21 protein-coding genes are annotated in these 22715 nt (G+C 57.9%); 9 read left to right on the top strand and 12 right to left on the bottom strand.

Features of this window, described 5'->3' with window-relative positions:
• Window positions 1-82: 82 nt before the first annotated feature.
• The gene (locus HFD92_RS01060) at window positions 83-1663 is read right to left on the bottom strand and encodes a TerC family protein (RefSeq protein ID WP_167428129.1); all 1581 of its coding nucleotides are present in this window, start codon (window positions 1661-1663) and stop codon (window positions 83-85) included.
• A 504-nt stretch (window positions 1664-2167) separates the two neighbouring features.
• On the opposite strand from HFD92_RS01060, the gene manX reads away from it, so the two are divergent.
• The 4 genes from manX (at window position 2168) to HFD92_RS01040 (ending at window position 5407) form a co-directional block, all read left to right on the top strand.
• Complete coding sequence (manX, locus tag HFD92_RS01055) at window positions 2168-3130, top strand: PTS mannose transporter subunit IIAB (protein ID WP_167428128.1); 963 nt, start codon at window positions 2168-2170, stop codon at window positions 3128-3130.
• Window positions 3131-3196: 66 nt separating this feature from the next.
• The gene (locus HFD92_RS01050; RefSeq protein WP_009089820.1) at window positions 3197-3997 is read left to right on the top strand and encodes a PTS mannose/fructose/sorbose transporter subunit IIC; all 801 of its coding nucleotides are present in this window, start codon (window positions 3197-3199) and stop codon (window positions 3995-3997) included.
• A gap of 15 nt (window positions 3998-4012) precedes the next feature.
• Entirely contained in the window at window positions 4013-4858 is an 846-nt protein-coding gene (locus HFD92_RS01045) for a PTS mannose transporter subunit IID (protein ID WP_009089819.1), read from the top strand.
• 90 nt (window positions 4859-4948) lie between these two features.
• Entirely contained in the window at window positions 4949-5407 is a 459-nt protein-coding gene (locus HFD92_RS01040; protein WP_009089817.1) for a DUF986 family protein, read from the top strand.
• Here HFD92_RS01040 and rlmA read toward each other — a convergent pair.
• From rlmA to HFD92_RS01015, 4 genes are all read right to left on the bottom strand, one after another.
• Window positions 5404-6213, bottom strand: coding sequence for a 23S rRNA (guanine(745)-N(1))-methyltransferase (gene rlmA, locus HFD92_RS01035; protein ID WP_167428127.1), 810 nt, complete (start codon window positions 6211-6213; stop codon window positions 5404-5406). The two genes, HFD92_RS01040 and rlmA, sit on opposite strands and share 4 nt — an antisense overlap.
• A 137-nt stretch (window positions 6214-6350) precedes the next feature.
• Window positions 6351-6560, bottom strand: coding sequence for a transcription antiterminator/RNA stability regulator CspE (gene cspE, locus HFD92_RS01030; RefSeq protein WP_003852684.1), 210 nt, complete (start codon window positions 6558-6560; stop codon window positions 6351-6353).
• A gap of 649 nt (window positions 6561-7209) precedes the next feature.
• Window positions 7210-8214, bottom strand: a complete 1005-nt coding sequence (locus tag HFD92_RS01020) for an MBL fold metallo-hydrolase (protein WP_167428126.1) — start codon at window positions 8212-8214, stop codon at window positions 7210-7212.
• Between the two features lie 18 nt (window positions 8215-8232).
• Window positions 8233-8505, bottom strand: a complete 273-nt coding sequence (locus HFD92_RS01015) for a YebO family protein (RefSeq protein WP_009089811.1) — start codon at window positions 8503-8505, stop codon at window positions 8233-8235.
• A gap of 212 nt (window positions 8506-8717) precedes the next feature.
• Between HFD92_RS01015 and HFD92_RS01010 the strand changes: the two genes are divergently transcribed.
• Window positions 8718-8954 (top strand): YobH family protein, encoded by a 237-nt coding sequence (locus HFD92_RS01010; RefSeq protein ID WP_009089809.1) that lies wholly within the window; start codon window positions 8718-8720, stop codon window positions 8952-8954.
• Window positions 8955-8984: 30 nt separating this feature from the next.
• Here the strand turns inward: HFD92_RS01010 and kdgR are convergent, their stop codons facing one another.
• Window positions 8985-9776 carry a DNA-binding transcriptional regulator KdgR gene (kdgR, locus tag HFD92_RS01005; protein WP_009089808.1) on the bottom strand — a complete coding sequence of 264 codons (792 nt, stop codon included), beginning with the start codon at window positions 9774-9776 and terminating at the stop codon, window positions 8985-8987.
• Between the two features lie 183 nt (window positions 9777-9959).
• On the opposite strand from kdgR, the gene HFD92_RS01000 reads away from it, so the two are divergent.
• The gene (locus HFD92_RS01000; protein ID WP_167428125.1) at window positions 9960-11330 is read left to right on the top strand and encodes an MFS transporter; all 1371 of its coding nucleotides are present in this window, start codon (window positions 9960-9962) and stop codon (window positions 11328-11330) included.
• 53 nt (window positions 11331-11383) lie between these two features.
• On the opposite strand, the gene htpX is transcribed toward HFD92_RS01000, so the two are convergent.
• From htpX to HFD92_RS00980, 4 genes are all read right to left on the bottom strand, one after another.
• A complete protein-coding gene (htpX, locus tag HFD92_RS00995) occupies window positions 11384-12268 on the bottom strand; it encodes a protease HtpX (protein WP_009089804.1) in 885 nt (294 codons plus the stop codon).
• 244 nt (window positions 12269-12512) lie between these two features.
• Window positions 12513-14552, bottom strand: coding sequence for a carboxy terminal-processing peptidase (prc, locus tag HFD92_RS00990; RefSeq protein WP_009089803.1), 2040 nt, complete (start codon window positions 14550-14552; stop codon window positions 12513-12515).
• A 19-nt stretch (window positions 14553-14571) separates the two neighbouring features.
• A complete protein-coding gene (gene proQ / locus HFD92_RS00985; RefSeq protein ID WP_167428124.1) occupies window positions 14572-15273 on the bottom strand; it encodes an RNA chaperone ProQ in 702 nt (233 codons plus the stop codon).
• Between the two features lie 96 nt (window positions 15274-15369).
• A complete protein-coding gene (locus HFD92_RS00980; protein WP_009089799.1) occupies window positions 15370-15870 on the bottom strand; it encodes a GAF domain-containing protein in 501 nt (166 codons plus the stop codon).
• 214 nt (window positions 15871-16084) lie between these two features.
• Here HFD92_RS00980 and yebS point away from each other — a divergent pair, with 214 nt between their 5' ends.
• The 3 genes from yebS (at window position 16085) to rsmF (ending at window position 21670) form a co-directional block, all read left to right on the top strand.
• Window positions 16085-17329, top strand: a complete 1245-nt coding sequence (gene yebS / locus HFD92_RS00975; protein WP_009089797.1) for a membrane integrity lipid transport subunit YebS — start codon at window positions 16085-16087, stop codon at window positions 17327-17329.
• A complete protein-coding gene (locus HFD92_RS00970) occupies window positions 17298-19931 on the top strand; it encodes a PqiB family protein (RefSeq protein WP_167428123.1) in 2634 nt (877 codons plus the stop codon). Before yebS ends, HFD92_RS00970 begins: the two co-directional genes overlap by 32 nt.
• Before the next feature lie 311 nt (window positions 19932-20242).
• Window positions 20243-21670 (top strand): 16S rRNA (cytosine(1407)-C(5))-methyltransferase RsmF, encoded by a 1428-nt coding sequence (rsmF, locus tag HFD92_RS00965; RefSeq protein WP_370525214.1) that lies wholly within the window; start codon window positions 20243-20245, stop codon window positions 21668-21670.
• 2 nt (window positions 21671-21672) lie between these two features.
• Here the strand turns inward: rsmF and HFD92_RS00960 are convergent, their stop codons facing one another.
• Window positions 21673-22320 (bottom strand): metallophosphoesterase, encoded by a 648-nt coding sequence (locus HFD92_RS00960; RefSeq protein WP_167428121.1) that lies wholly within the window; start codon window positions 22318-22320, stop codon window positions 21673-21675.
• Between the two features lie 109 nt (window positions 22321-22429).
• On the bottom strand, window positions 22430-22642 hold the full coding sequence (locus HFD92_RS00955) for a DUF1272 domain-containing protein (RefSeq protein ID WP_111207558.1): 213 nt from the start codon (window positions 22640-22642) through the stop codon (window positions 22430-22432).
• Window positions 22643-22715: the final 73 nt, after the last annotated feature.

Genomic DNA, 22715 nt, shown 5'->3' with positions numbered 1-22715 from the left:
AAAAAAACAGCCGCGGCGGTCAGGCAGCGGCTGTCGGAAAGAGTCAGCGCGGCCTCAGTAACAGGCCGCGCATCGAAAAGCGTTACGCCTCTTCATCCTCATCGTGTGGCTTATCTTTGGTGACGCGCACCAGATCGATACGGTAGTCGGTCGCTTCGATAATCTGAAAGTGCAGCGGGCTGATATCGATCACGTCCCCCGGAAGCGGCAACTGCCCTTTCTGCGCAATCAGCAGACCCGCCAGCGAGGCGTGATCTTCGGTCGGATCGACCAGTTCATGGAAGTCGAGCAGCTGCTGCAGCGAGTGCAGATCGGTGCCGCCCTTCACTAACCAGCCATCCCCATCAGCCACGATCTCCGGCGTTTCATCTTCATCCGGGAATTCACCCGCAATCGCTTCCAGCACGTCCAGCGGCGTAATCAGCCCCTGCACGACGCCAAACTCATTGGTGACGATGACGAAGCTGCCACGTGCACGACGCAGCACGCCAAGCAGGTTAATCGGGTCCAGCGTTTCAGGCACCACGATGGTAGGCGTATTCGCTGCAAACGTCGCCACATCCACGCCATGCTCCAGCGCCACCAGCAGCTCTTTCGCCCGCACCACACCGATAATTTCATCCAGCTCGCCCCGGCAGACCGGGAAGAGGCTGTGAGGTGTATCCAGCAGCTGATCGCGAATCTCATCCAGCGGACGGTTCGCATCGACCCAGGAGATCTCGCCGCGCGGCGTCATGATGCTGCGGATGGAGCGGGACGCCAGCGTCAGTACGCCATTAATCATGAAGCGCTCTTCATCTTTAAAGGCTTCCTGCGGCATCGCCTCGGCCAGCGCAGACTCTTCGCTGCTGCCTGCATTGCTGCTGCTCGCCGTCTGCGTGCGGTTGCGACCGCCCATCAGGCGCAGAATCGCCTCTGCGGTGCGCTCACGCATCGGCCGGTTTGACTGATGGCGGATAAAGTTCCGGCGTGCAATCTGGTTGAACAGCTCAATCAGGATTGAGAAGCCAATCGCCGCATAGAGGTAACCTTTCGGAATATGGAAACCAAAGCCTTCTGCCACCAGCGACAGGCCGATCATCAGCAGGAAGCTCAGGCAGAGCACCACCACCGTCGGATGCGCGTTAACGAAGTTGGTTAAGGGTTTGGACGCCAGCAGCATCACACCCATCGCAATCACCACGGCGGTCATCATCACCGGCAGGTGGTTCACCATACCCACGGCAGTGATAACGGCATCCAGTGAGAAGACCGCGTCCAGTACCACAATCTGTGTCACCACGGCCCAGAAGCTGGCATAACCGCGGTTCCCGCCGCCCTCGAGCTGACGGTTTTCCAGCCTTTCGTGCAGCTCCATAGTCGCTTTGAACAGCAGGAACAGGCCCCCGGCCAGCAGGATTAAATCACGACCGGCAAAGCTGAAACCGCCGACGCTGAAGAGCGGCGTGGTGAGCGTAACCATCCAGGAGATCAGCGAGAGCAGACCCAGACGCATCACCAGCGCCAGCGACAGGCCGATTAGGCGCGCTTTATCACGCTGCTTCGGCGGCAGTTTGTCGGCCAGGATGGCAATAAACACCAGGTTGTCGATGCCCAGGACTATTTCCAGTACGACAAGCGTCAGTAAACCCGCCCAGATTGAGGGGTCGAATAAAAATTCCATTATTTATGACTCCTGAACAGGGAAAAGAGTAAGCCGGTGTCTGTCGGCGCAGCGAGGCGTGACATCCGGGTCGTCGGGAAAACAGAGAAAACGCCGTCAGGCGAAAGGTGACGCGCCAGCAGGCGCAAAGAACAGATTAAGCGACGTCGGTGACGATCCATAAAGGTGGGCTGAAGCCCGACACTCCTGAGTAATAAACAGAAGGCTAATGTATCAGGTCGGTAAATGGCGTCAAAAAATTTTCTTATTTTTACAATCTGCAATGAGGTTGATCGTATGCATAAAACGATTCACTCGTTCTGCCGTGGGGTAAATAACTGACCAATGTCACAAAATTTATTTTTTCGATCACTAAAATAAATCACGACCTAACCGCCTTAACGGTGTTAACCGATGATTTCTGGCGCTCAGCCAGTCATCGCCAGCACCCTGTTAAAAATAACCGAAACGATTCTGACAGGGCCATTTACTCAGATGAGCTTCTTTAGTGAACGGAGGTAGCACGTGACCATTGCGATTGTAATTGGTACTCACGGCTGGGCAGCGGAACAACTGCTTAAAACGGCAGAAATGCTGTTAGGTGAGCAGGAGAACGTCGGCTGGATAGACTTTGTGCCGGGTGAAAATGCAGAAACACTGATCGAAAAATATGAAACGCAGCTGGCAAAACTGGATACGACGCAGGGGGTACTCTTTTTAGTCGATACCTGGGGTGGCAGTCCATTTAATGCGGCCAGCCGTATCGTGGTGGATAAACCGCAGTACGAGGTCATCGCCGGGGTCAATATCCCGATGCTGGTCGAAACGCTGATGGCGCGCGATGACAACCCGACGCTCGACGAGCTGGTGGCAGTGGCGGTTGAGACCGGCCGTGAAGGCGTTAAAGCGCTGAAAGCCAAAGAGGAGGCACCCGCGCCCGCCGCCGCAAAACCGGCTGCGCCCGCGCAACCGGCTACGCCGATGGCCCCCGGCGACCATATGAAGATCGGGCTGGCGCGTATCGATGATCGCCTGATCCACGGCCAGGTCGCGACGCGCTGGACCAAAGAGACAAACGTTCAGCGCATTATTGTGGTCAGCGATGAGGTGGCAAAGGATCACGTCCGCAAAACCCTGCTGACGCAGGTCGCGCCGCCCGGCGTGACGGCGCATGTGGTCGATGTCGATAAGATGGTTCGGGTGTGGAATAACCCAAAGTATGGTCAGGATCGGGTGATGCTGCTGTTTACCAACCCCACCGACGTTCTGCGCGTGGTGGAACAGGGTGTCGATATCAGGACCGTCAACATCGGCGGGATGGCGTTCCGTCAGGGAAAAACCCAGGTCAACAATGCGGTTTCGGTGGATGAAAAAGATATCGCCGCCTTCCGCAAACTGAATGAACGCAATATTGAACTGGAAGTGCGTAAGGTTTCCAGCGATCAGAAACTGAAAATGATGGATCTGATTGCGAAAGTAAACGCGTAACAGAAGAGCTGCTGCGCCCGCGTTTCCGGGCTCATTTTCGCTATCCTGCTGAGGACAAGAAGTATGATGGAAATAACCTCGCTACAAATTATTCTGATTTTTATCGTTGCCTGTATTGCCGGCATGGGGTCGATTCTGGATGAGTTCCAGTTTCACCGTCCGCTGGTGGCCTGTACCCTGATTGGTATCGTGCTGGGAGATATGAAAACCGGCATTATCATCGGCGGGACGCTGGAGATGATTGCGCTGGGCTGGATGAACATCGGTGCCGCCGTGGCCCCCGATGCCGCTCTCGCCTCCATCATCTCCACCATTCTGGTGATCGCGGGCGGTCAGAGTGTGGGAGCCGGTATCGCGCTGGCCATCCCGCTGGCCGCAGCCGGACAGGTGCTGACCATCATCGTGCGAACCCTGACCGTTGCCTTCCAGCATGCCGCGGACAAAGCCGCAGAGAAAGGCAACCTCACTGCTATCTCCTGGATCCATGTCTCTGCCCTGCTGCTGCAGGCGATGCGTATCGCTATCCCGGCGCTGATTGTGGCGATCTCCGTCGGCACCAGTGCGGTTCACGCCCTGCTCAGTTCGATCCCTGAAGTGGTCACCAATGGTCTGAATATCGCGGGCGGCATGATTGTGGTGGTCGGTTACGCGATGGTCATCAACATGATGCGCGCGGGCTACCTGATGCCCTTCTTCTATCTCGGCTTTGTCACCGCGGCCTTTACCAACTTTAACCTGGTGGCGCTGGGGGTCATTGGCGTGGTGATGGCGGTGCTCTACATTCAGCTCAGCCCGAAATACAACCGTGTAGCGGGGGCTCCTTCCGGCCCGGCGACCGCGAACGATCTTGATAACGAACTCGATTAAGGAACAGGTGATCACATGGTTGATATTACGAAAGTCGAAAAGAAACTGACACCCGGTGACGTCCGCGCCGTCTTTATGCGCTCGAACCTGTTTCAGGGATCGTGGAACTTTGAACGTATGCAGGCGCTGGGCTTCTGCTTCTCAATGGTGCCGGTGATCCGCCGTCTCTATCCGGAGAATAATGATGAGCGCAGGCAGGCAATCAAGCGCCATCTGGAGTTCTTCAACACCCACCCTTATGTGGCCGCGCCGGTGCTCGGCGTTACCATGGCGATGGAGGAGCAGCGTGCCAACGGCGCGCCTATCGACGACGGTGCCATCAACGGCCTGAAAGTCGGTCTGATGGGCCCGCTGGCGGGTGTCGGCGACCCGATCTTCTGGGGCACCGTGCGTCCGGTGTTTGCCGCGCTGGGTGCCGGCATCGCGATGAGCGGCAGCCTGCTGGGCCCTCTGTTGTTCTTTGTGCTGTTTAACCTGGCGCGCCTGCTGACCCGCTACTACGGCGTGGCGTATGGCTATCGCAAAGGGATCGATATCGTCAGCGATATGGGCGGCGGATTTCTGCAGAAGCTCACGGAGGGCGCCTCGATTCTCGGCCTGTTTGTGATGGGCGCGCTGGTGAACAAGTGGACGCACGTCAACATCCCGCTGGTGGTGTCGCGTATCACCGACTCCACCGGTAAGACCACCGTTACCACGGTGCAGTCGATCCTCGATCAGCTGATGCCAGGCATCGTGCCGCTGCTGCTGACCTTCGGCTGTATGTGGCTGTTGCGCCGTAAGGTCAACGCGCTGTGGATTATCGTCGGCTTCTTTGCCATCGGTATTTTTGGTTACTGGATCGGCCTGCTCGGTCTGTAATCGCACCCGGCCGGGCGCTTGCGCCCGGCTTTTAAGCGTAGTGAGCTGAGCCACAACCGGCTGAGCTCACCCCGTTTGAGGCCAGATGTTATGTCATTAACTGATGCGCTGATCGCGCTCTGCATTGCCGCCCTGCTGCTGTTTGCCCTTTATGACGAGGTGATTCTGCCGCGTCGACGCGGGCCTGTCCGCTTGCGGGTCGCCCTGCAGCGACGGCACAAAATCGACAGCCTGATTTTCATCGGGCTGCTGCTGATTCTGCTGGGAAACAACATCAGCCATCACGGCCCGCAGCTCACCACTACCCTGCTGATGGTGCTGAGCTTTCTGGCGTTCTGGCTTTTCTGGCTGCGCAGGCCCACGCTGCTGATGAAGGCCGAAGGGTTATTTTATGCCGGTGTCTGGATTGATTACCGGCGGATTCAGGGCATGAATCTTTCTGAGGATGGCATTCTGGTCATTCAGCTTGAGCAGCGCCGGCTGCTGATTGCGGTGCAGCAACTCGACGACCTGGAGCGCATCTATAACACGCTGGTTGAGGCGCGCTAGTCGCGCTGCCACTGCGTCAGGGTAAAGTCGGCATCACAACTGAACGACTCGCTCTGCTGCAGCGTCTCCCAGACCGCCTCCCGCGCCCGCCACGCAAAAGGCGTCATCTGCAGCAGGGTCGTTGCGGCCCCGCCCGTCAGCGCCATCGGATAACGCAGCGTATGCTGCGCCACCTGACGGAAGCCCGGATAGGTTTTCTGCTCTGGCGCATGCAGCTGCACGTCGCGATAGATCAGGGCTTTAAACTGCTGCAGATGATGCGGTCCCGGTGTCACCGTCAGTACCGTGCCGCCAGACTTCAGGACGCGGGCCAGTTCCGCTTCATTGCAGGGCGCGTAAATCCGCACCACGGCATCCAGCGAGCCATCGGCAAAAGGCAGACGCTGGCTGGAGGCCACGCAGAACCGCACCGCGGGATAACGCTTAGCGGCGAGGCGGATAGCCATTCTGGCCACATCCAGGCCATACACCTGTCCGCCTTCCCCTGCCGCCTCTGCCAGCGCAGCGGTGTAGTAGCCTTCGCCACAGCCGATATCCAGAATCTGGCTCTCCGGCAGGTTCAGCACCGGTTGCAGCAGCGCGACGACCTGCTCACGCAGCGGCTGATAATAGCCCGCCTGCAGAAATTCCCGTCGAGCCTGCATCATCTCTGCACTGTCACCTGGCTCACGCGACCGTTTATGCTGAACGGGCAGCAGATTGACATACCCCTCTTTCGCCTGATCAAACTGATGGCGATTCTCGCAGGACCAGCTGCGGGCATGGAAAGTCAGAGGAGAGTGGCAAAGCGGGCAAATCAACGACATAGGGGACTCCGGCATCAGATAACGCGGCGCAGTGTAACCTTATCGTTTACGCATCGGAAGCATAAAGAAAGCCCCGGCCGACCGGCCAGGGCTTTGAGAATCCATATCAGGGTGCGATGCACCGAGGCGGAGTCGAATCAGATAGCAGTGACGTTAACAGCTGCCGGGCCTTTCTGGCCATCCTGAATTTCGAACTCAACGCTCTGGCCTTCAGCCAGGGTTTTGAAACCATTGCCCTGGATGGCAGAGAAGTGTACGAACACATCTTTGCTGCCGTCTGCAGGGGTGATAAAACCAAAACCTTTAGACTCGTTGAACCACTTAACCTGACCTTTAATCTTTGCCATTTTGCAAATTCCTTTAGATGTTTATTTAGCCCGAAGGCTGTCTTACAGAAAAACCAGAGACGTTACTGCATGAGGCACTAATTAAGGTTCGGCAAGGAAGCGGTATTCAACGTCAACGTCTTTACTCGTACTTCTTCACTGAAGATGCCATGCATAAACAGAACTGTACCTCGTTTAACCCACGAATTGTTATCACATATCCTAAAAACAATGGCAAGCCATTTTTAAAGTCTCAGAGAGGCAGCACGCACAATTGCCAGAAGGCTCACACAGCCTGTTCTGTCGCGGCGCTAAAACCCGGCATAAATATAACGAACCCGCAGGTTCATTTCCTCCGGATGCCTTCTCTTCCGGGCTAACTCAATGGATACCATAAGAAATTAATATTTCACAAATATGGCAGTAAGCGAATTGATAAGCGAAGCGACAGGAAAGCGAAGCAGCAATAACCTGACGTTAATCCTGTACGACACTTTTTATTTGGTACAGGTATCTTCTCTCCTGCACCAAAAACAGGAAACTGCTCTGCGCTCTGCTCCAAATAAAAGCAGCCGCGCGAATCCGGCTTATTAAAAATTTAACCATTAATGTGATAAAAAAAGATTTCTGTTAAAAAAAGCCGGTGTAACCGGCTCCCCCGGCTCCAGGATTATTCCTGGGGTGGATTATTCAGGCTGCGGCTTCCCCCTATTCGCCAGGGCGCGAAGCTGCCCTGCTCCTCCTCTGCCCGCCGCAGTGCCGCAGCCAGTTCCTGCGGAGGCGCATCCAGTGCCTCATCAGCCAGTTCAAATACGCCCCAGTGGATAGGCAGCGTCAGCGGTCTGCCCGCCGCCTGCCAGAGTGCCACGGCCTGATCGGGGTCCATATGCTGGCCTGCCATGAACCATTTCGGTGCATAGGCACCAATCGGTAAGGCTGTCACGCTGAAGGGGCCAAGCCGGGCGGGGATCGCCAGCAGGCTGTCGCTGTAGCCACTGTCACCGGAGAACCAGAAGCGCACGGAGGATGAACGTACGACCCATCCGCACCAGAGCGAACGGTTGCGATCGCGGGGCGACCGCATACTCCAGTGACGCGCCGGAACCGCATCAAAACAGAGATCGCCCACCCTGACCTGCTGCCACCAGTCAGCCTGATGTACCTGCTGCACTCCCCGGGCGCGGCACCACGCCGCCAGGCCCAGCGGCACAACAAAGGTGGCCTGCGGAAAACGCCGGACGATCGCTTTGACCGTCGGCCGATCCAGATGGTCGTAATGATTGTGAGAAATCAGCACGACATCCAGATGCGGCAGGTCGGCAATTCTGAGTGGCGCGGGGGTTTTGCGCTGCGGTCCGGCAAAAGAGAACGGCGAGGCGCGGGATGAGAGGGCGGGATCGATCAGAATGTAACGCTGATTGAGCCGCAACAGCACGGCGGCATGACCCAGCCACCAGAGGCGATCGTCACTGCCGCTGAGATCGGCGGGTTGCCACCACTCTTCAACAAAAGCGTCATAGCCCTGTTGCGGTGGCATCGGAAGACCCTGCGCTTTTCGCTCCCGACGCCAGCGCCGGAGATCGCCAGGCTGACGCGCTTCCGGCTCAGGGTTACGGAAACCCTCTGGCGTATGGTGCGCTTTGCTGCTGTCATACCACGGATTCTTCCCGCTCATCCCGCCTCTCTGTTCTGATTAACGTTCCGGGATTAACCGGATAAAGTCGCGCTTCTCCCGCTCATCCTCGGGTTTTTTACTCTCCGCGCCGGGCTGCAGCTCAATCAGACGACGCAGCAGCTGATTCTGTTTTTTCTGCTCTTCCAGCAGCGATTCCAGCAAACGGATCTGCTCACCGGCTCGAACGCTGGCACGATTAACGAAGAACCAGGCGATAAACGCCACAATCAAAATGATGACCAGCAGGCCATAGCTGACCAGGGGGCCCGGATTTGCGGCTAACTCATTCATAACTGCCTCATAAAACGAAGTGAAAACGCCAGAACACGACAACCGCGTATTCTACCTGTCGCCATCACAAAAGATAATGGGGTTAACGGCAAAGCAGAATTTGCCGTTTCAGTTATCTCTGATCGATTCCCGCCGAAAAGCCAGGCATGCTGCTATCATTCTGACCGGCAGCACCAGGTGGAGCGCTGAGTTACCTTTCACAAGGAGATACAATGAAACTGTTTATTCGCATGGTAGGCTTGCTGGCGGTGATCTGGCTGGCGATGCTCTTTACCGGTTATGGCGTGTTAACCGGCAGCACTAAGAATGCAGCGGGACTGGGCCTGCAGTGCAGCTATCTTACCGCACGCGGTGTGATTAACGCCCAGTATCTGCACACGGACAGCGGCGTGGTCGGCGTAACCGATTGTCCGCTGCTGAAAAAAAGCGGAGAAGTGATCGATAACTGATGAAAGCGCGGGCCGCATGGCCCGCGCTGTTCAGAAAGGATAGGCGTGAAAGCCCATTTCCGAGGAAATCGTTCGCGCCGCCCGCTGCAGCATCTCCACATAATCCTGCCGCGCCTCTTCTGAAAAACGGATCGTGGGGAAAGAGAGGCTGAGGCCGGCAATTACCACCCCGAAGCGATCAAAGACCGGCACCGCGAGGCAGCGTAACCCCTCCTCCTGCTCTTCATTATCTTCGCCATAACCCTGCGCCTTCACCTCGTCCAGCGCCGCCAGCAGAGCGTCCGCGCTCGTCAGCGTATTCGGCGTGCTGCGTCTGAACTCTACCTGGCGCAGAATCTCTTCCGTTTCCTCGCGGTCGCGCCAGGCGAGCAGCACCTTGCCAATCGCGGTGGAATAGAGCGGATTGCGGCGACCAATGCGCGAATACATGCGCAGGTTATAGAGCGAGTCGATTTTATGGATGTAGACAATGCTCTCCTCTTCCAGCGCGCCCAGATGCACGGTTTCCCGGGTCAGACGCGACAGCTCCCGCATCTGCAGATCCGCGCTGCGGATCAAATCGACATTCTGCAGCGCTTTCGCCCCCAGCTCGAACAGTTTGAGCGTCAGGGAATACTTTTCGCTCTCACCTTCCTGGGTGACATAGCCCAGCGTTTTCATGGTTTGCAAAAAACGGTAGACCGTGCTTTTTGACATCATCACACGCTGCGCCAGCTCAGTGATGCTGTGGTCGCGCTCTTCACCCAGCGCCTGCAAAATGCCAAACACTTTCAGCACGGAGGAGACGGAATCGGGCTGTTTGCCATTTTCAGCAGAGGACATCGCGCACCTTGTTCAATCAGTTACAGAAATAAGACAGAACGCCAGTATAGAGTGACGCAGCGGAAAGCGGCAATGGTTTCACCCCGGTGTCGCCGGTCACGCGATCTTTTTCACCTCCGGACGCTGCAATTTCGCGTCAACTTCATTAGCATGATGATATTCACCCTCTTTAGTAATTAACTTATGACACTCTCCCCTCCTCAGGATGGTTTACCCGGCGCTCAGCGCTATATGGCGATTATCACCATCGCGCTCGGACTCACGATGGCGGTATTAGATGGCGCGATCGCCAACGTGGCGCTGCCCACCATCTCACGTGAACTGAACGCCAGCCCGGCGCAGTCCATCTGGATAGTGAACGCCTATCAGATTGCGATTATCGTCTCGCTGCTGTCGCTCTCCTTCCTCGGTGACATGCTGGGCTATCGTCGCGTGTATCAGACAGGTCTGGCGCTGTTTATTGTGACGTCGGTCTTCTGCGCCTTCTCCACCTCACTCACCATGCTGACCTGCGCCCGCGTTCTGCAGGGGCTGGGCGGCGCGGCGCTGATGAGCGTCAATACCGCCCTGATACGCATTATCTATCCGCAGCGCTATCTGGGGCGCGGTATGGCCATCAACTCGCTGGTGGTGGCGGTTTCGACGGCGGCGGGCCCGACGGTGGCGGCCGCCATTCTGTCGGTGGCGAGCTGGAAATGGCTGTTTCTGATTAACGTCCCGCTGGGTGCCGTGGCACTCTGGCTGGCGCTGCGGACGCTGCCCGATAATCCGCAGAAAGCCACTACGCAGAAATTTGATGTGCCCAGCGCCATCATGAACGCCCTGTTCTTTGGGCTGATCATCTCCGCGTTGAGCGGTTTTGCTCAGGGTCAGAGTCACCTGCTGGTGCTGTCAGAAGTGATCGGATTGCTGGTTATCGGGTGGTTCTTCATCCGTCGCCAGCTCGCGATGACGGTGCCGCTGTTACCGGTTGACCTGCTGCGTATCCCGATTTTCAGCCTGTCGATGGGGACGTCGGTCTGTTCGTTCTGCGCGCAGATGCTCGCCATGGTGTCGCTGCCCTTCTTTCTGCAAAACGTCCTGCAGCGTGATGAGGTGGCCACCGGTTTACTCCTGACGCCCTGGCCGCTGGCCACCATGGTGTTTGCGCCGATTGCCGGCCGGCTGATTGGGCGGGTGCACGCCGGGCTGCTGGGGGGCATCGGTCTGGCGATGTTCGCGCTGGGGCTGTTTCTGCTTGCCTGGCTGCCGGCGAATCCCGGCAATGGCGATATCATCTGGCGCATGATGCTGTGCGGTGCCGGTTTCGGGCTGTTTCAGTCGCCCAACAACCATACCATTGTCACCTCAGCGCCCCGTCATCGCAGCGGCGGTGCCAGCGGCATGCTGGGTACCGCGCGTCTGCTGGGTCAGAGTGCGGGTGCCGCGCTGGTCGCGCTGATGTTTAATCTGTTTGATGAGCAAGGCACGCACGCCTCGCTGCTGCTGGCGGGCAGTTTTGCCGCCGTGGCGGCGCTGGTCAGCGTGTCACGGATGACGCAGAATCGCGCCTGAGGGCAGAAAAAGAAAAGGCGACCCGGGGGTCGCCTTTTTTATGCCGCTCAGGGCTATTTCAGATACTGGCCGCTGCGCAGGGCTTCAATACGCTTGTCCAGCGGGGGATGCGACATAAACAGCTCGCTGAACGACTTGCCTTTGCCGTTGATGCAGAACGCCATCATGCTGCTCGGCTCCTGCGGTTCGTAGCTGGTTTTCAGACGCTGCAGCGCCGCAATCATCTTCTCACGGCCGACCAGCTTCGCTGAACCGGCATCGGCGTGGAACTCGCGGTGACGGGAGAACCACATGGTGATGATGCTGGCAAGAATACCAAACACCAGCTCCAGCACCATCGACACCGCAAAATAGACCAGCGGGTTGCCGTTGCTGCTCTCTTCGCCATCATCACGGTTGCCGGACATGAAGCCCGCCGCGATCTGCGCCAGAATACGGGACACGAAAATCACGAAGGTGTTCACCACACCCTGAATCAGGGTCATGGTGATCATGTCGCCGTTCGCGATATGCGACACTTCGTGCGCCAGGACCGCTTCAGCCTCATCGCGGCTCATGTTCTGCAGCAGACCGGTTGAAACCGCTACCAGCGAGGCGTTACGACGTGCACCCGTGGCAAAGGCGTTGATGTCAGGCGCGTGATAGATCGCGACCTGTGGCATCGCAATGCCCGCCTGTTGAGCCTGACGGCCAATCGTCTCCATCAGCCAGCGCTCCGTTTCATTGCGCGGCTGTTCAATCACTTCACCACCCACCGATCGCAGTGCCATCCACTTCGACATCAGCAGTGAAACAAACGCACCGCCGAAGCCAAACAGGCCTGCCATGATCATCAGGCCCTGGACACTGCTTGACTGGATCCCTGTCAGGCTGAGAATCAGCCCGAATACCAACATCACAGCCAGGTTGGTCATCAGGAAAAGAGCAATACGCATCATAATCGTTAATCTTCCTCAGTAGTTCACGCGCCTATACGCGGATAGATATCCTATGTGCATTGGGCCGCTTTTCAAGCGACCTTAACGTTTAAGTGCCTAAAAAGACATAACTTTACATTTTGTCACGCCTGCTGCGCCGACCGTCACGCTGGCACGATTACAGCGGCTAATGATTACGGCTAAATGGCCCTCCCGCAGGCAAAAAAAAGCACCGCCAGGCGGTGCTTTTTCTCATCGCAGCAGGTTATTTCGCCGCGGGCGCTTCCGGCTGGGATTTCTCCAGTTGCGCCAGATCGTTCGCAATCTTCACCGTCTCATCGAGGTAAGGATCGGGCTCTTTATAATCTTTCGGCAGCTCGTCCAGGTTTTTCAGCGGTTTTTTGCCTTCGGCCTGATAACGCGCGTTGATACGCTCCAGACGTAACGCATCATCTTCGTGATTCTCTTTCTCGCGCTGAGCAAGGTTGAGCGACACAATGTTGCGTTTATCTTTCAGGGCATTGAAACGCGCAATGTCCTTCATGATGTACTGGAACTCACGATCCTGGGCAATACGTTCAGCGTGCTGCTTCGTCAGCTGCGCCACCAGCGGTTTGACGTCGCCGGTTTTAACGTAGGTCGCCGCTTTGATGCTGTCCCACGGCAGTGCGTTATCTTCGAACTTCTCACCGGTTTCAGCCGCTTCCACCCCGGTTGGCATCAGCAGATCGGGCGTGACGCCTTTACGCTGTGTACTGCCACCGTTAATCCGGTAGAACTTCTGAATGGTATAGGAGACGGAGCCTAACGCCGGCCACTCCGGACGCAGCATCTGATCGTAGATGCGGTTCAGAGAGCGATACTGCTGCACGGTGCCCTTCCCGAAGGTCGGCTCGCCGACAATCACTGCACGCCCGTAATCCTGCATCGCCGCAGCGAAGATCTCAGAGGCTGAGGCGCTGAAGCGGTCAACCAGCACTACCAGCGGTCCTTTGTAATAGACTACGCCGTCGTTGTCGCTGTCTTCACGCACCCGACCATTGTTGTCGCGCACCTGAACAACCGGACCACTCGGAATAAACAGACCGGAGAGCGATACCGCTTCGGTCAGCGCACCGCCGCCGTTGGTCCGCAGATCGATCACGACGCTGTCAACGTTCTGCTTCTGCAGCTTCTGCAGCTGAACCTTCACGTCATCGGTGAGACCGACATAGAAACCAGGAATGTCGAGCACGCCCACTTTCTGTTTACCGACATTCTTGATGCTCATTTTGACGGCGCGATCTTCAAGACGGATTTTCTCACGCGTCAGCGTCACGGTGCGGGTTTTGGTGCCCTTACCGGCAGGCAGGATCTCAAGGCGCACTTTGCTGCCTTTCGGTCCTTTGATTTTTGCCACCACGTCATCCAGACGCCAGCCAATCACATCTTCCATCGGCTTGCCGGGCTGACCGACGCCAACGATGCGATCGCCCACCGTGATGGATTTACTTTTCGCTGCCGGTCCACCCGCAACCATCGAGTTGATGACGGTGTAGTCGTCATCCATCTGCAGCACGGCACCGATCCCTTCCAGAGACAGGCTCATCTCGGTGTTGAACTGCTCGGTGTTACGTGGCGACAGGTAGCTGGTGTGCGGATCGATTTCGCGGGCAAAGGCGTTCATCACCAGCTGGAAAACATCCTCACCGTTGCTCTGGGCGAGACGGCGAATCGCGAAGTTATAACGCTTGGTCAGAACGTCGCGAATCTCCTGGTCGGTTTTACCCGCCAGCTTCAGGCTCAGCTGGTCATATTTGACCTTAGCATCCCACAGAGCATTCAGCTCGGCTTCATCTTTCGGCCAGGGAGCCTTGCCGCGGTCAATGTCGATGGTGTCATTGCCGCTGAAGTTCATCGGACGCGCCAGCACCGTCAGCGCATACTGATAGCGCTCAAAACGGCGTTTCTGCGCCAGATTATAGAGATCGTAAAAGAGATCCAGCTTGCCACTGCGCAGCTCATCGCCGACGGTGGTTTTTTTGCTGGCAAACTGCGCCACATCCGACGCCAGCAGCACATTGTGGCTGTAGTCGAGCATGTTCAGATAGCGATCGAAAATCTTCGCTGAAAAGTTCTGATCCAGGTCGAACTGGCGGTAGTGGGAACGGGTGAAGCGTGAGGTGACGCGCTCACTGACCGTCGGGTCCTGCGGGTCTTCGTGAAGCTGGGGGATCTGATCGGCGCGGGTGATATTCTCCGCGCCGAACGTTGGGCCTGCTAACAGCAGGCCCGCAATAAGTCCAACTTTGAAAAGGGTGTTCATGCCGGGGTTAGCCTCCGTTTCAGAACTGCAAGTGTTCTGCGCGCACAATCATTGCCATGCCGGAAGCGAGCTGGACCCGAACGCCGTCTTTCGATACTTCAAGAACGGTAGCGTCCATCGCACTTTTGCCTGCTTTAACTTTAATACTCTGGCCGGGTTGCAAAGTTGAGGTATCAGTGATGGGTCGGGCTTCCTGCTCCGGACGTGGGGCTGGTTTGCGATGCTGTGAGGCGGTCGCACGCGGTGCAGCAGTCTGCGGACGCGGTTTGCGTGCGGCGTCGCCCTCGGCAGGCTTACGTGCAGCAGGCTTGCGCGCGCGACGCGGTGCCGCGCCCTCTTCGCTTTCACCCGCTTCACGACGGGCGGCACGCTGCTGATCGCGCTGTGCCTGCACACGCGCTTTCGCTTCTTCAAGCTGCTTACGCGCATGCTCGACGTGCTGCTCATCCAGCACGCCACAGGCATTACCGTCGAGATCGACACGGATAGCACCGGCTTTGATGCCGTAGAGATAACGCCAGCTCGACGTATAAAGACGCAGCGCGGAACGCAGCTGTGTTTTGCTCAGGCTCATTTCGCCCTGAACACGCTCGACCAGATCCTGAAAGATACCGATTTTGAGCGGACGCGCTTCACCTTCAGCGCTAAAGCAGTGCGGAAAGCGCTCCGCCAGAAAAGCGATGACTTCTTTACTGCTATTCAACTTAGGTTGATTTTCCATGAAATTTCCTGATTACAACGGGTTTGCCGACCAGCGCAGGCATGAACAGGCGACATTATAATGACAACATCGCTAAATGCCATGTGATCCAGTCGATTAGCTGCGCGTCAGCTGCAGATATTTTTCTAAGTCGCTGTTCGCAAGCACTTCACAAAGCCCATCAGTCAGTGTGACCAGCCCTGATTCGTCATCGCTGTCAAAACGATTGTAATCCACGCTGTCGATGTCCAGCACCCCAACCACAGTGCCATTCACTTTCAGAGGAATCACAATCTCAGCGTTGCTGGCAGCGTCGCAGGCGATGTGGCCCGGGAAGGCATGCACATCATCCACGCGTTGCACTTTCTCTTCTGCCAGCGCCGTGCCACACACACCTTTACCGACCGGAATGCGCACACAGGCGATTTTGCCCTGGAACGGACCCAGCACCAGCGTATCGGCTTCCGTCAGCAGGTAGAAACCTGCCCAGTTCACGCCATCGAGACGTTCATACAGCAGCGCGCTAAAGTTTCCCATCGCGGCGAGAAACGCCGTTTCGCCCGCCAGCAGGGCTCGCATATCGCGATTTAGATCGGCGTAAAAGGCAGTTTTGTTCATTATTCAACCGTTACCAATGACATCTGAACGGGTTTATTGAGACCGTTCGTTAAAAATAAGTTTTAATTATCCAGAGCGACAAGGTGAATCATAGCGTTAGTTACTATAACCTTAGCATTCTGTGGATCGAAGCGTGATGCCCGAGACAGGCACACAGACAATGTCTTAATGACCGATATCTGTTACTTCTGACGAGCGAAAATTGCACCATCCTATGAAAATTCACGCTATCAGCCAGACATTGCCTCACGCACGTTATCAGCGTTGCCCGCAATGCGATACCCTTTTTTCCTTACCGGATGTGAAATCGCATCAGGCGGCCTACTGTCCGCGCTGCAACGCCCGGATAGTCAGCGGTCACGACTGGTCGATGACACGTCTGATGGCCATGGCCGCCACCATGATGGTGCTGATGCCGTTCGCGTTTTCCCTGCCGCTGGTGGATATCCGTCTGCTGGGTATGCGCATCAATGCCAGCGTGCTCGAAGGCGTGATTCAGATGACGCAGCAGGGGGATGTCCTGACGGCGTCAATGGTGGCCTTCTGCACCCTGGGCGCGCCGATCACCCTGGTGGCCGGCATCTGCTATCTCGGTATCGGTCACCGGCTGGGCATGAACCTGCGGCCCGTGCTGCTGATGCTGGAGAAGCTTAAAGAGTGGGTGATGCTCGATATCTACCTGATCGGCATTGCCGTGGCGTCGATTAAGGTGCAGGACTATGCTTCGCTGGAGATTGGGTACGGGCTGGCGGCTTACATCGCCCTGACGGTGCTGAGCGTGCTGACGCTAATCCATCTCAACATGGAGCAGCTGTGGGAGCATTTCTACCCGCAGCAGCCCGGCAATATGGCGCGTGACGAGATGCAGGTCTGTCTGAACTGTCACCATACCGGCCTGCCGGACGAACGGGGGCGCTGCCCGCGCTGTCACACGCCGCTCGACTTCCGTCGCCGCCACAGCCTGCAAAAATCCTGGGCGGCGCTGATTGCCTCGATTGTGCTGCTGATCCCGGCGAACCTGCTGCCTATTTCCGTGGTGTACCTCAACGGATCACGGCGTGAGGACACTATCTTCTCGGGCATACTGTCGCTGGGTGAAGGCAATGTGCCGGTCGCCGCGATTGTGTTTATCGCCAGTATTCTGGTGCCCTTTACCAAAGTGCTGGTGATGCTGACCCTGCTGCTCAGCATCCATTTCCGCTGTGAACAGGGGCTGCGCACCCGCATCCGGTTACTGCGGTTTGTCACCTGGGTTGGCCGCTGGTCAATGCTGGATCTGTTTGTCATTTCGTTAACCATGTCGCTGGTCAATCGCGATCAGCTGCTGGCTTTTACCATGGGACCGGCGGCGCTCTTTTTTGGCGCCGCCGTTATCCTGACCATTATGTCTGTTGAGTGGCTGGACAGCCGCCTGCTCTGGGATGCACATGCAACAGGAAACGCCGACTACACCGACTAACGCCACGCTGCGCAATAAGCGTAAAGTTTCGCCCTTCTGGCTGCTGCCGATAATTGCGATGCTGATCGCCTGCTGGCTGCTCTGGACCAACTACCAGGAGCGCGGCACCACCATCACCATCAATTTCCAGACGGCGGATGGGATTGTGCCGGGCCGTACCCCGATCCGTTATCAGGGTGTGGAAGTGGGCACCGTGCAGGGCATTAATCTCAGCGACGACTATCGCCGCATTCAGATCAAAGCCAGCATCAAGAGCGATATGCGCGACGCGCTGCGCGAAGACACCCAGTTCTGGCTGGTGACGCCGAAAGCCTCACTGGCTGGGGTGTCGGGACTGGATGCGCTGGTCGGCGGTAACTATATCGGCATGATGCCCGGCAAAGGGAAACCCAGCGAGGCCTTTACCGCGCTCGATACCCAGCCGAAATATCGGGTGAACACCGGCGAACTGCTGATCCATCTGCATGCCCCCGATCTCGGCTCGCTCAACACCGGTTCGCTGGTCTACTACCGCAAGATTCCGGTCGGCCGGGTCTATGACTACAACATCAACAGCAAATCCGACGGGGTGGCGATTGATGTGCTGATTGACCGCCGCTTCACCCATCTGGTGAAAACCAACAGTCGCTTCTGGAACGTCTCCGGCGTCAATGCTGACGTCAGCCTGAGCGGTGCCAAAGTACAGCTGGAGAGCCTGGCGGCGCTGGTAAATGGTGCGATTGCCTTTGACTCCCCGGAAAATGCCGGAGAGGCCAAAGCGGAGCAGAACTACCGGCTCTACCCTGACCTGGCGCACAGTCAGCGCGGCGTGCTGATTACCCTGGATCTGCCCAACGGCAATAACCTTAAAGCAGGCAGCACGCCGCTGATCTATCAGGGACTGGAGGTCGGCACGCTGACTAAGCTCAACCTGCAGGATGGCGGCAAGGTAACCGGCGAGCTGACGATTGATCCGTCGGTGGTCGGTCTGATGCGCAGCGGCACCCGCATTGAGATGCATAGCCCGAAAATCAGTCTGACCGATACCAGCCTCAGCGCGCTGCTGACCGGTAACACGCTGGAACTGGTTCCCGGCGAAGGTGAGCCGCAGCAGCACTACACCGTGCTGGCGTCAAATGAGACGCTGCTGCAGAAACCCAACGTGCTGACGGTCAGACTGAGTGCGCCGGAGAGCTACGGTATCGATCAGGGGCAGCCGCTGATGCTGCACGGCATGCAGATTGGTCAGGTGATGTCGCGCTCTCTGGATGAGAATGGCGTCAATTTCGTGGTCGCGGTAAATCCTGAGAATCGCAACCTGGTGCACGGGGACAGCAAATTTATCGTCAACAGCCGGCTCGATGTGAAATTTGGTCTCGACGGAATGCAGGTGTTAGGTGCCAGCGCCCGTGAATGGGTCGATGGCGGCATCCGGCTGGAGCCGGGCAGGAAAGGCGAGCCGAAAACCGCCTATCCGCTGTTTGCCGATGCGGAAAAAGCGGAAGAAGGCATTACCGGTGATGGTCCCTCCACCACCCTGACGCTGACCGCCAACAGTCTGCCTGACGTGCAGGCGGGTTCGGTGGTGCTGTACCGCAAGTTTCAGGTCGGTGAGATTGTGAAAGTCACGCCGCGCGCTGACGCCTTTGATATCGCGGTGCACATCCAGCCGGAGTATCGCAAGCTGCTGACCAGCGAAAGCGTCTTCTGGGCCGAGGGCGGCGCCCGCGTCAGTCTTAACGGCAGCGGCCTGACAGTTCAGGCATCGCCGCTAAACCGGGCGCTGAAAGGTGCAATCAGCTTCGACAACATGACCGGTGCGAAGTCGGCCAAAGGGGTCAAGCGTGTGCTCTACCCGTCTGAAACCGCCGCCCGCGCGGTGGGCAGTCAGATTACCCTGCACACCTATGACGCCAGCAAGCTTTCAGCCGGGATGCCGATTCGTTACCTGGGCATCAATGTCGGCCAGGTGGAGTCGCTTTCGCTCAGTAAAGATAACAATCAGGTCGTCGCCAAAGCGGTGCTCTATCCCGAATATGTGGATGATTTTGCCCGCCTCGGCAGCCGTTTCTCGGTGGTCTCTCCAGAGATTTCCGCAACGGGGGTGAATCATCTGGAAACGCTGTTGCAGCCTTACGTAAACGTGGACCCGGGCAAAGGCGGTGCCGTGCGCACCTTTGAGCTGCAGGAGAGCACCATTACCGATTCGCGCTACCTGAATGGCCTGAATATTTACGTTGATGCCACCGAAGCCGGTTCCCTGTCGCTGGGCACCCCGGTGCTGTTCCGCGGCGTGGAAGTGGGCACCGTGACCGGCACGTCGCTGGGCAATATGGCGGATCGCGTGCAGATTGCCCTGCGTATCAGCAAGAAGTATCAGCATCTGGTGCGGAATAACTCGGTGTTCTGGCTGGCGTCCGGCTACAATCTCGACTTCGGTCTGATTGGCGGCGTGGTGAAAACCGGCACCTTCCAGCAGTTTATTCGCGGCGGCATCCAGTTTGCCACCCCGCCAACGGTGCCGCTGGCGCCGCAGGCGACGCCGGATAAACACTTCCTGCTGCAGGATGAAGCGCCGAAAGATTGGCGCAACTGGGGAACGGCGATTCCGTCTCCGCGCTAAGTCAGGTCAGGCGGGCAGTCTGATGCTGCCCGCCTGGTTGCTTTGCATCGAGCAGGCTCAGGGAGTATACGCCCTCCGCAAAGACGCAAAAACCGCCATCTCTGGCGGGCTCAGCGCGGACCATCCCTGGCCCGCTATGCTTTACTCCGGGCGTATGCTCCCATCGCTTCATCTTTCCGCGGCCTGTATGCCTGAGCAATCTCATCTGCGCAAAACCGCGCCAGACTTATTCCTCCTGAGACGGGCAGCCTGGCTGCCCGTTTCCTTTCTGCATGGTACACTGCCGCCTTTGCCTTAACTGGAATGTACTCGTGTCAGATGCTGCTTCGCTTTTCCCCGCCGATTTTCTCTCTTTAATGCGCCAGAGCCTGCCCGATGAGGCCAGCTTCGCGCAGTTCATCGCCATCAGTCAGCAGCCGCTGCGCCGCACGCTGCGGGTGAATACCCTGAAGATCAGCGTGGCTGACTTCCTGCGTCTCACCGCTGACTATGAGTGGCAGCTTACGCCGGTGCCGTGGTGCGAAGAGGGATTCTGGATCAGCCGGGAAGATGAGAGCCTGCCACTGGGCAGCGTCGCGGAACACCTCAGCGGCCTGTTCTATATTCAGGAAGCCAGCTCCATGCTGCCGGTCACCGCCCTGTTCGACGCGGAGACAGCGGTCAGCGCCGTGATGGATATGGCGGCGGCACCGGGTTCAAAAACCACCCAGATTGCGGCCCGGATGGGCAATCAGGGGATCATTCTGGCCAATGAATTCTCCTCCAGCCGGGTGAAAGTCCTGCACGCCAACATTACCCGCTGCGGCGTCACCAACAGTGCGCTGACACATTTCGACGCCCGGGTATTCGGTCCTGCGCTGCCGGAACAGTTTGACGCCATCCTGCTTGACGCCCCCTGCTCAGGCGAAGGGGTGATGCGGAAAGATCCCGATGCCCTGAGAAACTGGTCGCTGGCCAGTACAGAAGAGATTGCCGCCACCCAGCGCGACCTGCTCGACAGCGCCTTCCATGCCCTCAAACCGGGCGGCACGCTGGTCTACTCGACCTGCACCCTGAATCAGATTGAGAATCAGCAGGTCATCGCCTGGCTGCTGCAGCGTTACCCCGACGCCGTGGAGATCCTGCCGCTCAACGAACTGTTTGCAGGGGCGGAGCAGGCCGCCACGCCAGAGGGTTATCTGCACGTTTTCCCGCAGATGTTCGACAGCGAAGGCTTTTTTGTGGCCCGGTTGCGCAAAACCGCGTCGGTCGATCCGCTGCCTGCACCGGGCTATAAAGTCGGCAAGCTGCCCTTCTCGCACGTCAGCCGCAAGCTGGAGAGCGACATCATTCAGGCCGCCGCCGCCGTCTCACTCCGCTGGGACGATTCGCTGGTGCTGTGGCAGCGTGATAAAGAGATCTGGCTGTTCCCGGCGGCCGTCACCCCGCTGCTGGGCAGAGTGCGTTTCTCAAGAATTGGCCTGAAGCTGGCTGAAACCTTCGCGAAAGGCTATCGCTGGCAGCATGAGGCGGTCATCGCGCTGGCGCAACCGGATGCGAAGCACGCCTTCGAACTGACGGCAGCCGAGGCAGAAGAGTGGTATCGCGGGCGGGATGTCTATCCGGAAAGCGAACCCGCCGGTAATGAGATGATTGTCACTTATCAGCAGCAGCCGCTGGGGCTGGCAAAGAAAGTCGGCAGCCGTATCAAGAACAGCTACCCCCGCGAGCTGGTGCGGGACGGGCGTCTGTTCCGCTGAAATTACTGCAGCTGAACCATCGTCAGATGATGGCCAAACACCGCACCGGTATCGATATAGTGCAGGTTGGCCACCGTCAGCGGCTCCTTCAGCGGAGTATGACCAAAATAAAAGGCATCTGCCCCGCGGATGCCGCTTTCTGCGCCGGCCTGAAGCCCCTCCAGCCGCTGACGGCTCCAGACCACCTGCTCCCAGTCCAGCGGTTTATCCAGGGCGTACTCCGCGGCGGGGTAATCCGCATGGGCAATCACCACGGTACGCGCCCCCAGCTGTAAATGCACGATCAGCGGCAGATCGCGACAGCGCAGCAGCGCGTGACGCGCCGAAACGATGGCACTGCCGCGCAGCCGCCAGAACCAGTCGCCGCCGTTCATCTGCCAGCGCTGCTTTTCGTGACCCTGTAACGCCAACAGGGCCATCTCCTCATGGTTGCCCTTCACGCTGCGAAACCAGGGCTGCTTAAGCAGCGCCAGGCACCCCAGGCTGTCGGGCCCGCGATCAATGAGGTCACCCACTGCAATCAGCAGGTCCTGCTGCGGATCAAACTGATGCTGCTGTAACCGCGCATCCAGTTCAGCGCGGCAGCCGTGCAGATCGCCCACGACCCAGATATGCCGCCACGCTGCCCCCTCGAGAAACTGGTAAGACATTGATCCTCCGCCTGCGTCGCAAAGCCTCTGCACAGTATAGCCAGATCCGCCTCTGCACCGACACAAGCAACGGCAGCGCAGTGGGAAAGCGGGCAGGCCCCGCGGCAGATCAGGGGCGCGTTTTCGCCGGATACGCCTCCAGCTTCTCCGCCGGACGCACCGGGCGGCGCACCATCTCTCCGCCGCAGTTGGGGCAACGATGTTGCAGGTGTTCGGCACATTCCGCGCAGAAGGTGCATTCAAATGAGCAGATCCGTGCCGCCAGGGAAGATGGCGGCAGGTCACAGTCACAGCGTTCACAGCGGGGGCGAAGTTCAGGCATGGCGGCACTCCTGTCAGGATGATGCGTCAGCTTCGCGCGTAGCGGCCCGGCTGTCGAGTCAGCGGAGAGACAA

The sequence above is a fragment of the Pantoea sp. EKM101V genome (assembly GCF_011800325.1).
GTDB classification, from domain to species: domain Bacteria; phylum Pseudomonadota; class Gammaproteobacteria; order Enterobacterales; family Enterobacteriaceae; genus Pantoea; species Pantoea anthophila.
This window is presented reverse-complemented; position numbering and strand designations above follow the sequence as displayed.

Coding starts and splice junctions, on each gene's coding strand:
- HFD92_RS01060 (WP_167428129.1), bottom strand. CDS start 1,663: ATGGAATTTTTATTCGACCCCTCAATCTGGGCGGGTTTACTGACGCTT.
- HFD92_RS01050 (WP_009089820.1), top strand. CDS start 3,197: ATGGAAATAACCTCGCTACAAATTATTCTGATTTTTATCGTTGCCTGT.
- HFD92_RS01045 (WP_009089819.1), top strand. CDS start 4,013: ATGGTTGATATTACGAAAGTCGAAAAGAAACTGACACCCGGTGACGTC.
- HFD92_RS01040 (WP_009089817.1), top strand. CDS start 4,949: ATGTCATTAACTGATGCGCTGATCGCGCTCTGCATTGCCGCCCTGCTG.
- rlmA (WP_167428127.1), bottom strand. CDS start 6,213: ATGTCGTTGATTTGCCCGCTTTGCCACTCTCCTCTGACTTTCCATGCC.
- cspE (WP_003852684.1), bottom strand. CDS start 6,560: ATGGCAAAGATTAAAGGTCAGGTTAAGTGGTTCAACGAGTCTAAAGGT.
- HFD92_RS01020 (WP_167428126.1), bottom strand. CDS start 8,214: ATGAGCGGGAAGAATCCGTGGTATGACAGCAGCAAAGCGCACCATACG.
- HFD92_RS01015 (WP_009089811.1), bottom strand. CDS start 8,505: ATGAATGAGTTAGCCGCAAATCCGGGCCCCCTGGTCAGCTATGGCCTG.
- HFD92_RS01010 (WP_009089809.1), top strand. CDS start 8,718: ATGAAACTGTTTATTCGCATGGTAGGCTTGCTGGCGGTGATCTGGCTG.
- kdgR (WP_009089808.1), bottom strand. CDS start 9,776: ATGTCCTCTGCTGAAAATGGCAAACAGCCCGATTCCGTCTCCTCCGTG.
- HFD92_RS01000 (WP_167428125.1), top strand. CDS start 9,960: ATGACACTCTCCCCTCCTCAGGATGGTTTACCCGGCGCTCAGCGCTAT.
- htpX (WP_009089804.1), bottom strand. CDS start 12,268: ATGATGCGTATTGCTCTTTTCCTGATGACCAACCTGGCTGTGATGTTG.
- prc (WP_009089803.1), bottom strand. CDS start 14,552: ATGAACACCCTTTTCAAAGTTGGACTTATTGCGGGCCTGCTGTTAGCA.
- proQ (WP_167428124.1), bottom strand. CDS start 15,273: ATGGAAAATCAACCTAAGTTGAATAGCAGTAAAGAAGTCATCGCTTTT.
- HFD92_RS00980 (WP_009089799.1), bottom strand. CDS start 15,870: ATGAACAAAACTGCCTTTTACGCCGATCTAAATCGCGATATGCGAGCC.
- yebS (WP_009089797.1), top strand. CDS start 16,085: ATGAAAATTCACGCTATCAGCCAGACATTGCCTCACGCACGTTATCAG.
- HFD92_RS00970 (WP_167428123.1), top strand. CDS start 17,298: ATGCAACAGGAAACGCCGACTACACCGACTAACGCCACGCTGCGCAAT.
- HFD92_RS00960 (WP_167428121.1), bottom strand. CDS start 22,320: ATGTCTTACCAGTTTCTCGAGGGGGCAGCGTGGCGGCATATCTGGGTC.
- HFD92_RS00955 (WP_111207558.1), bottom strand. CDS start 22,642: ATGCCTGAACTTCGCCCCCGCTGTGAACGCTGTGACTGTGACCTGCCG.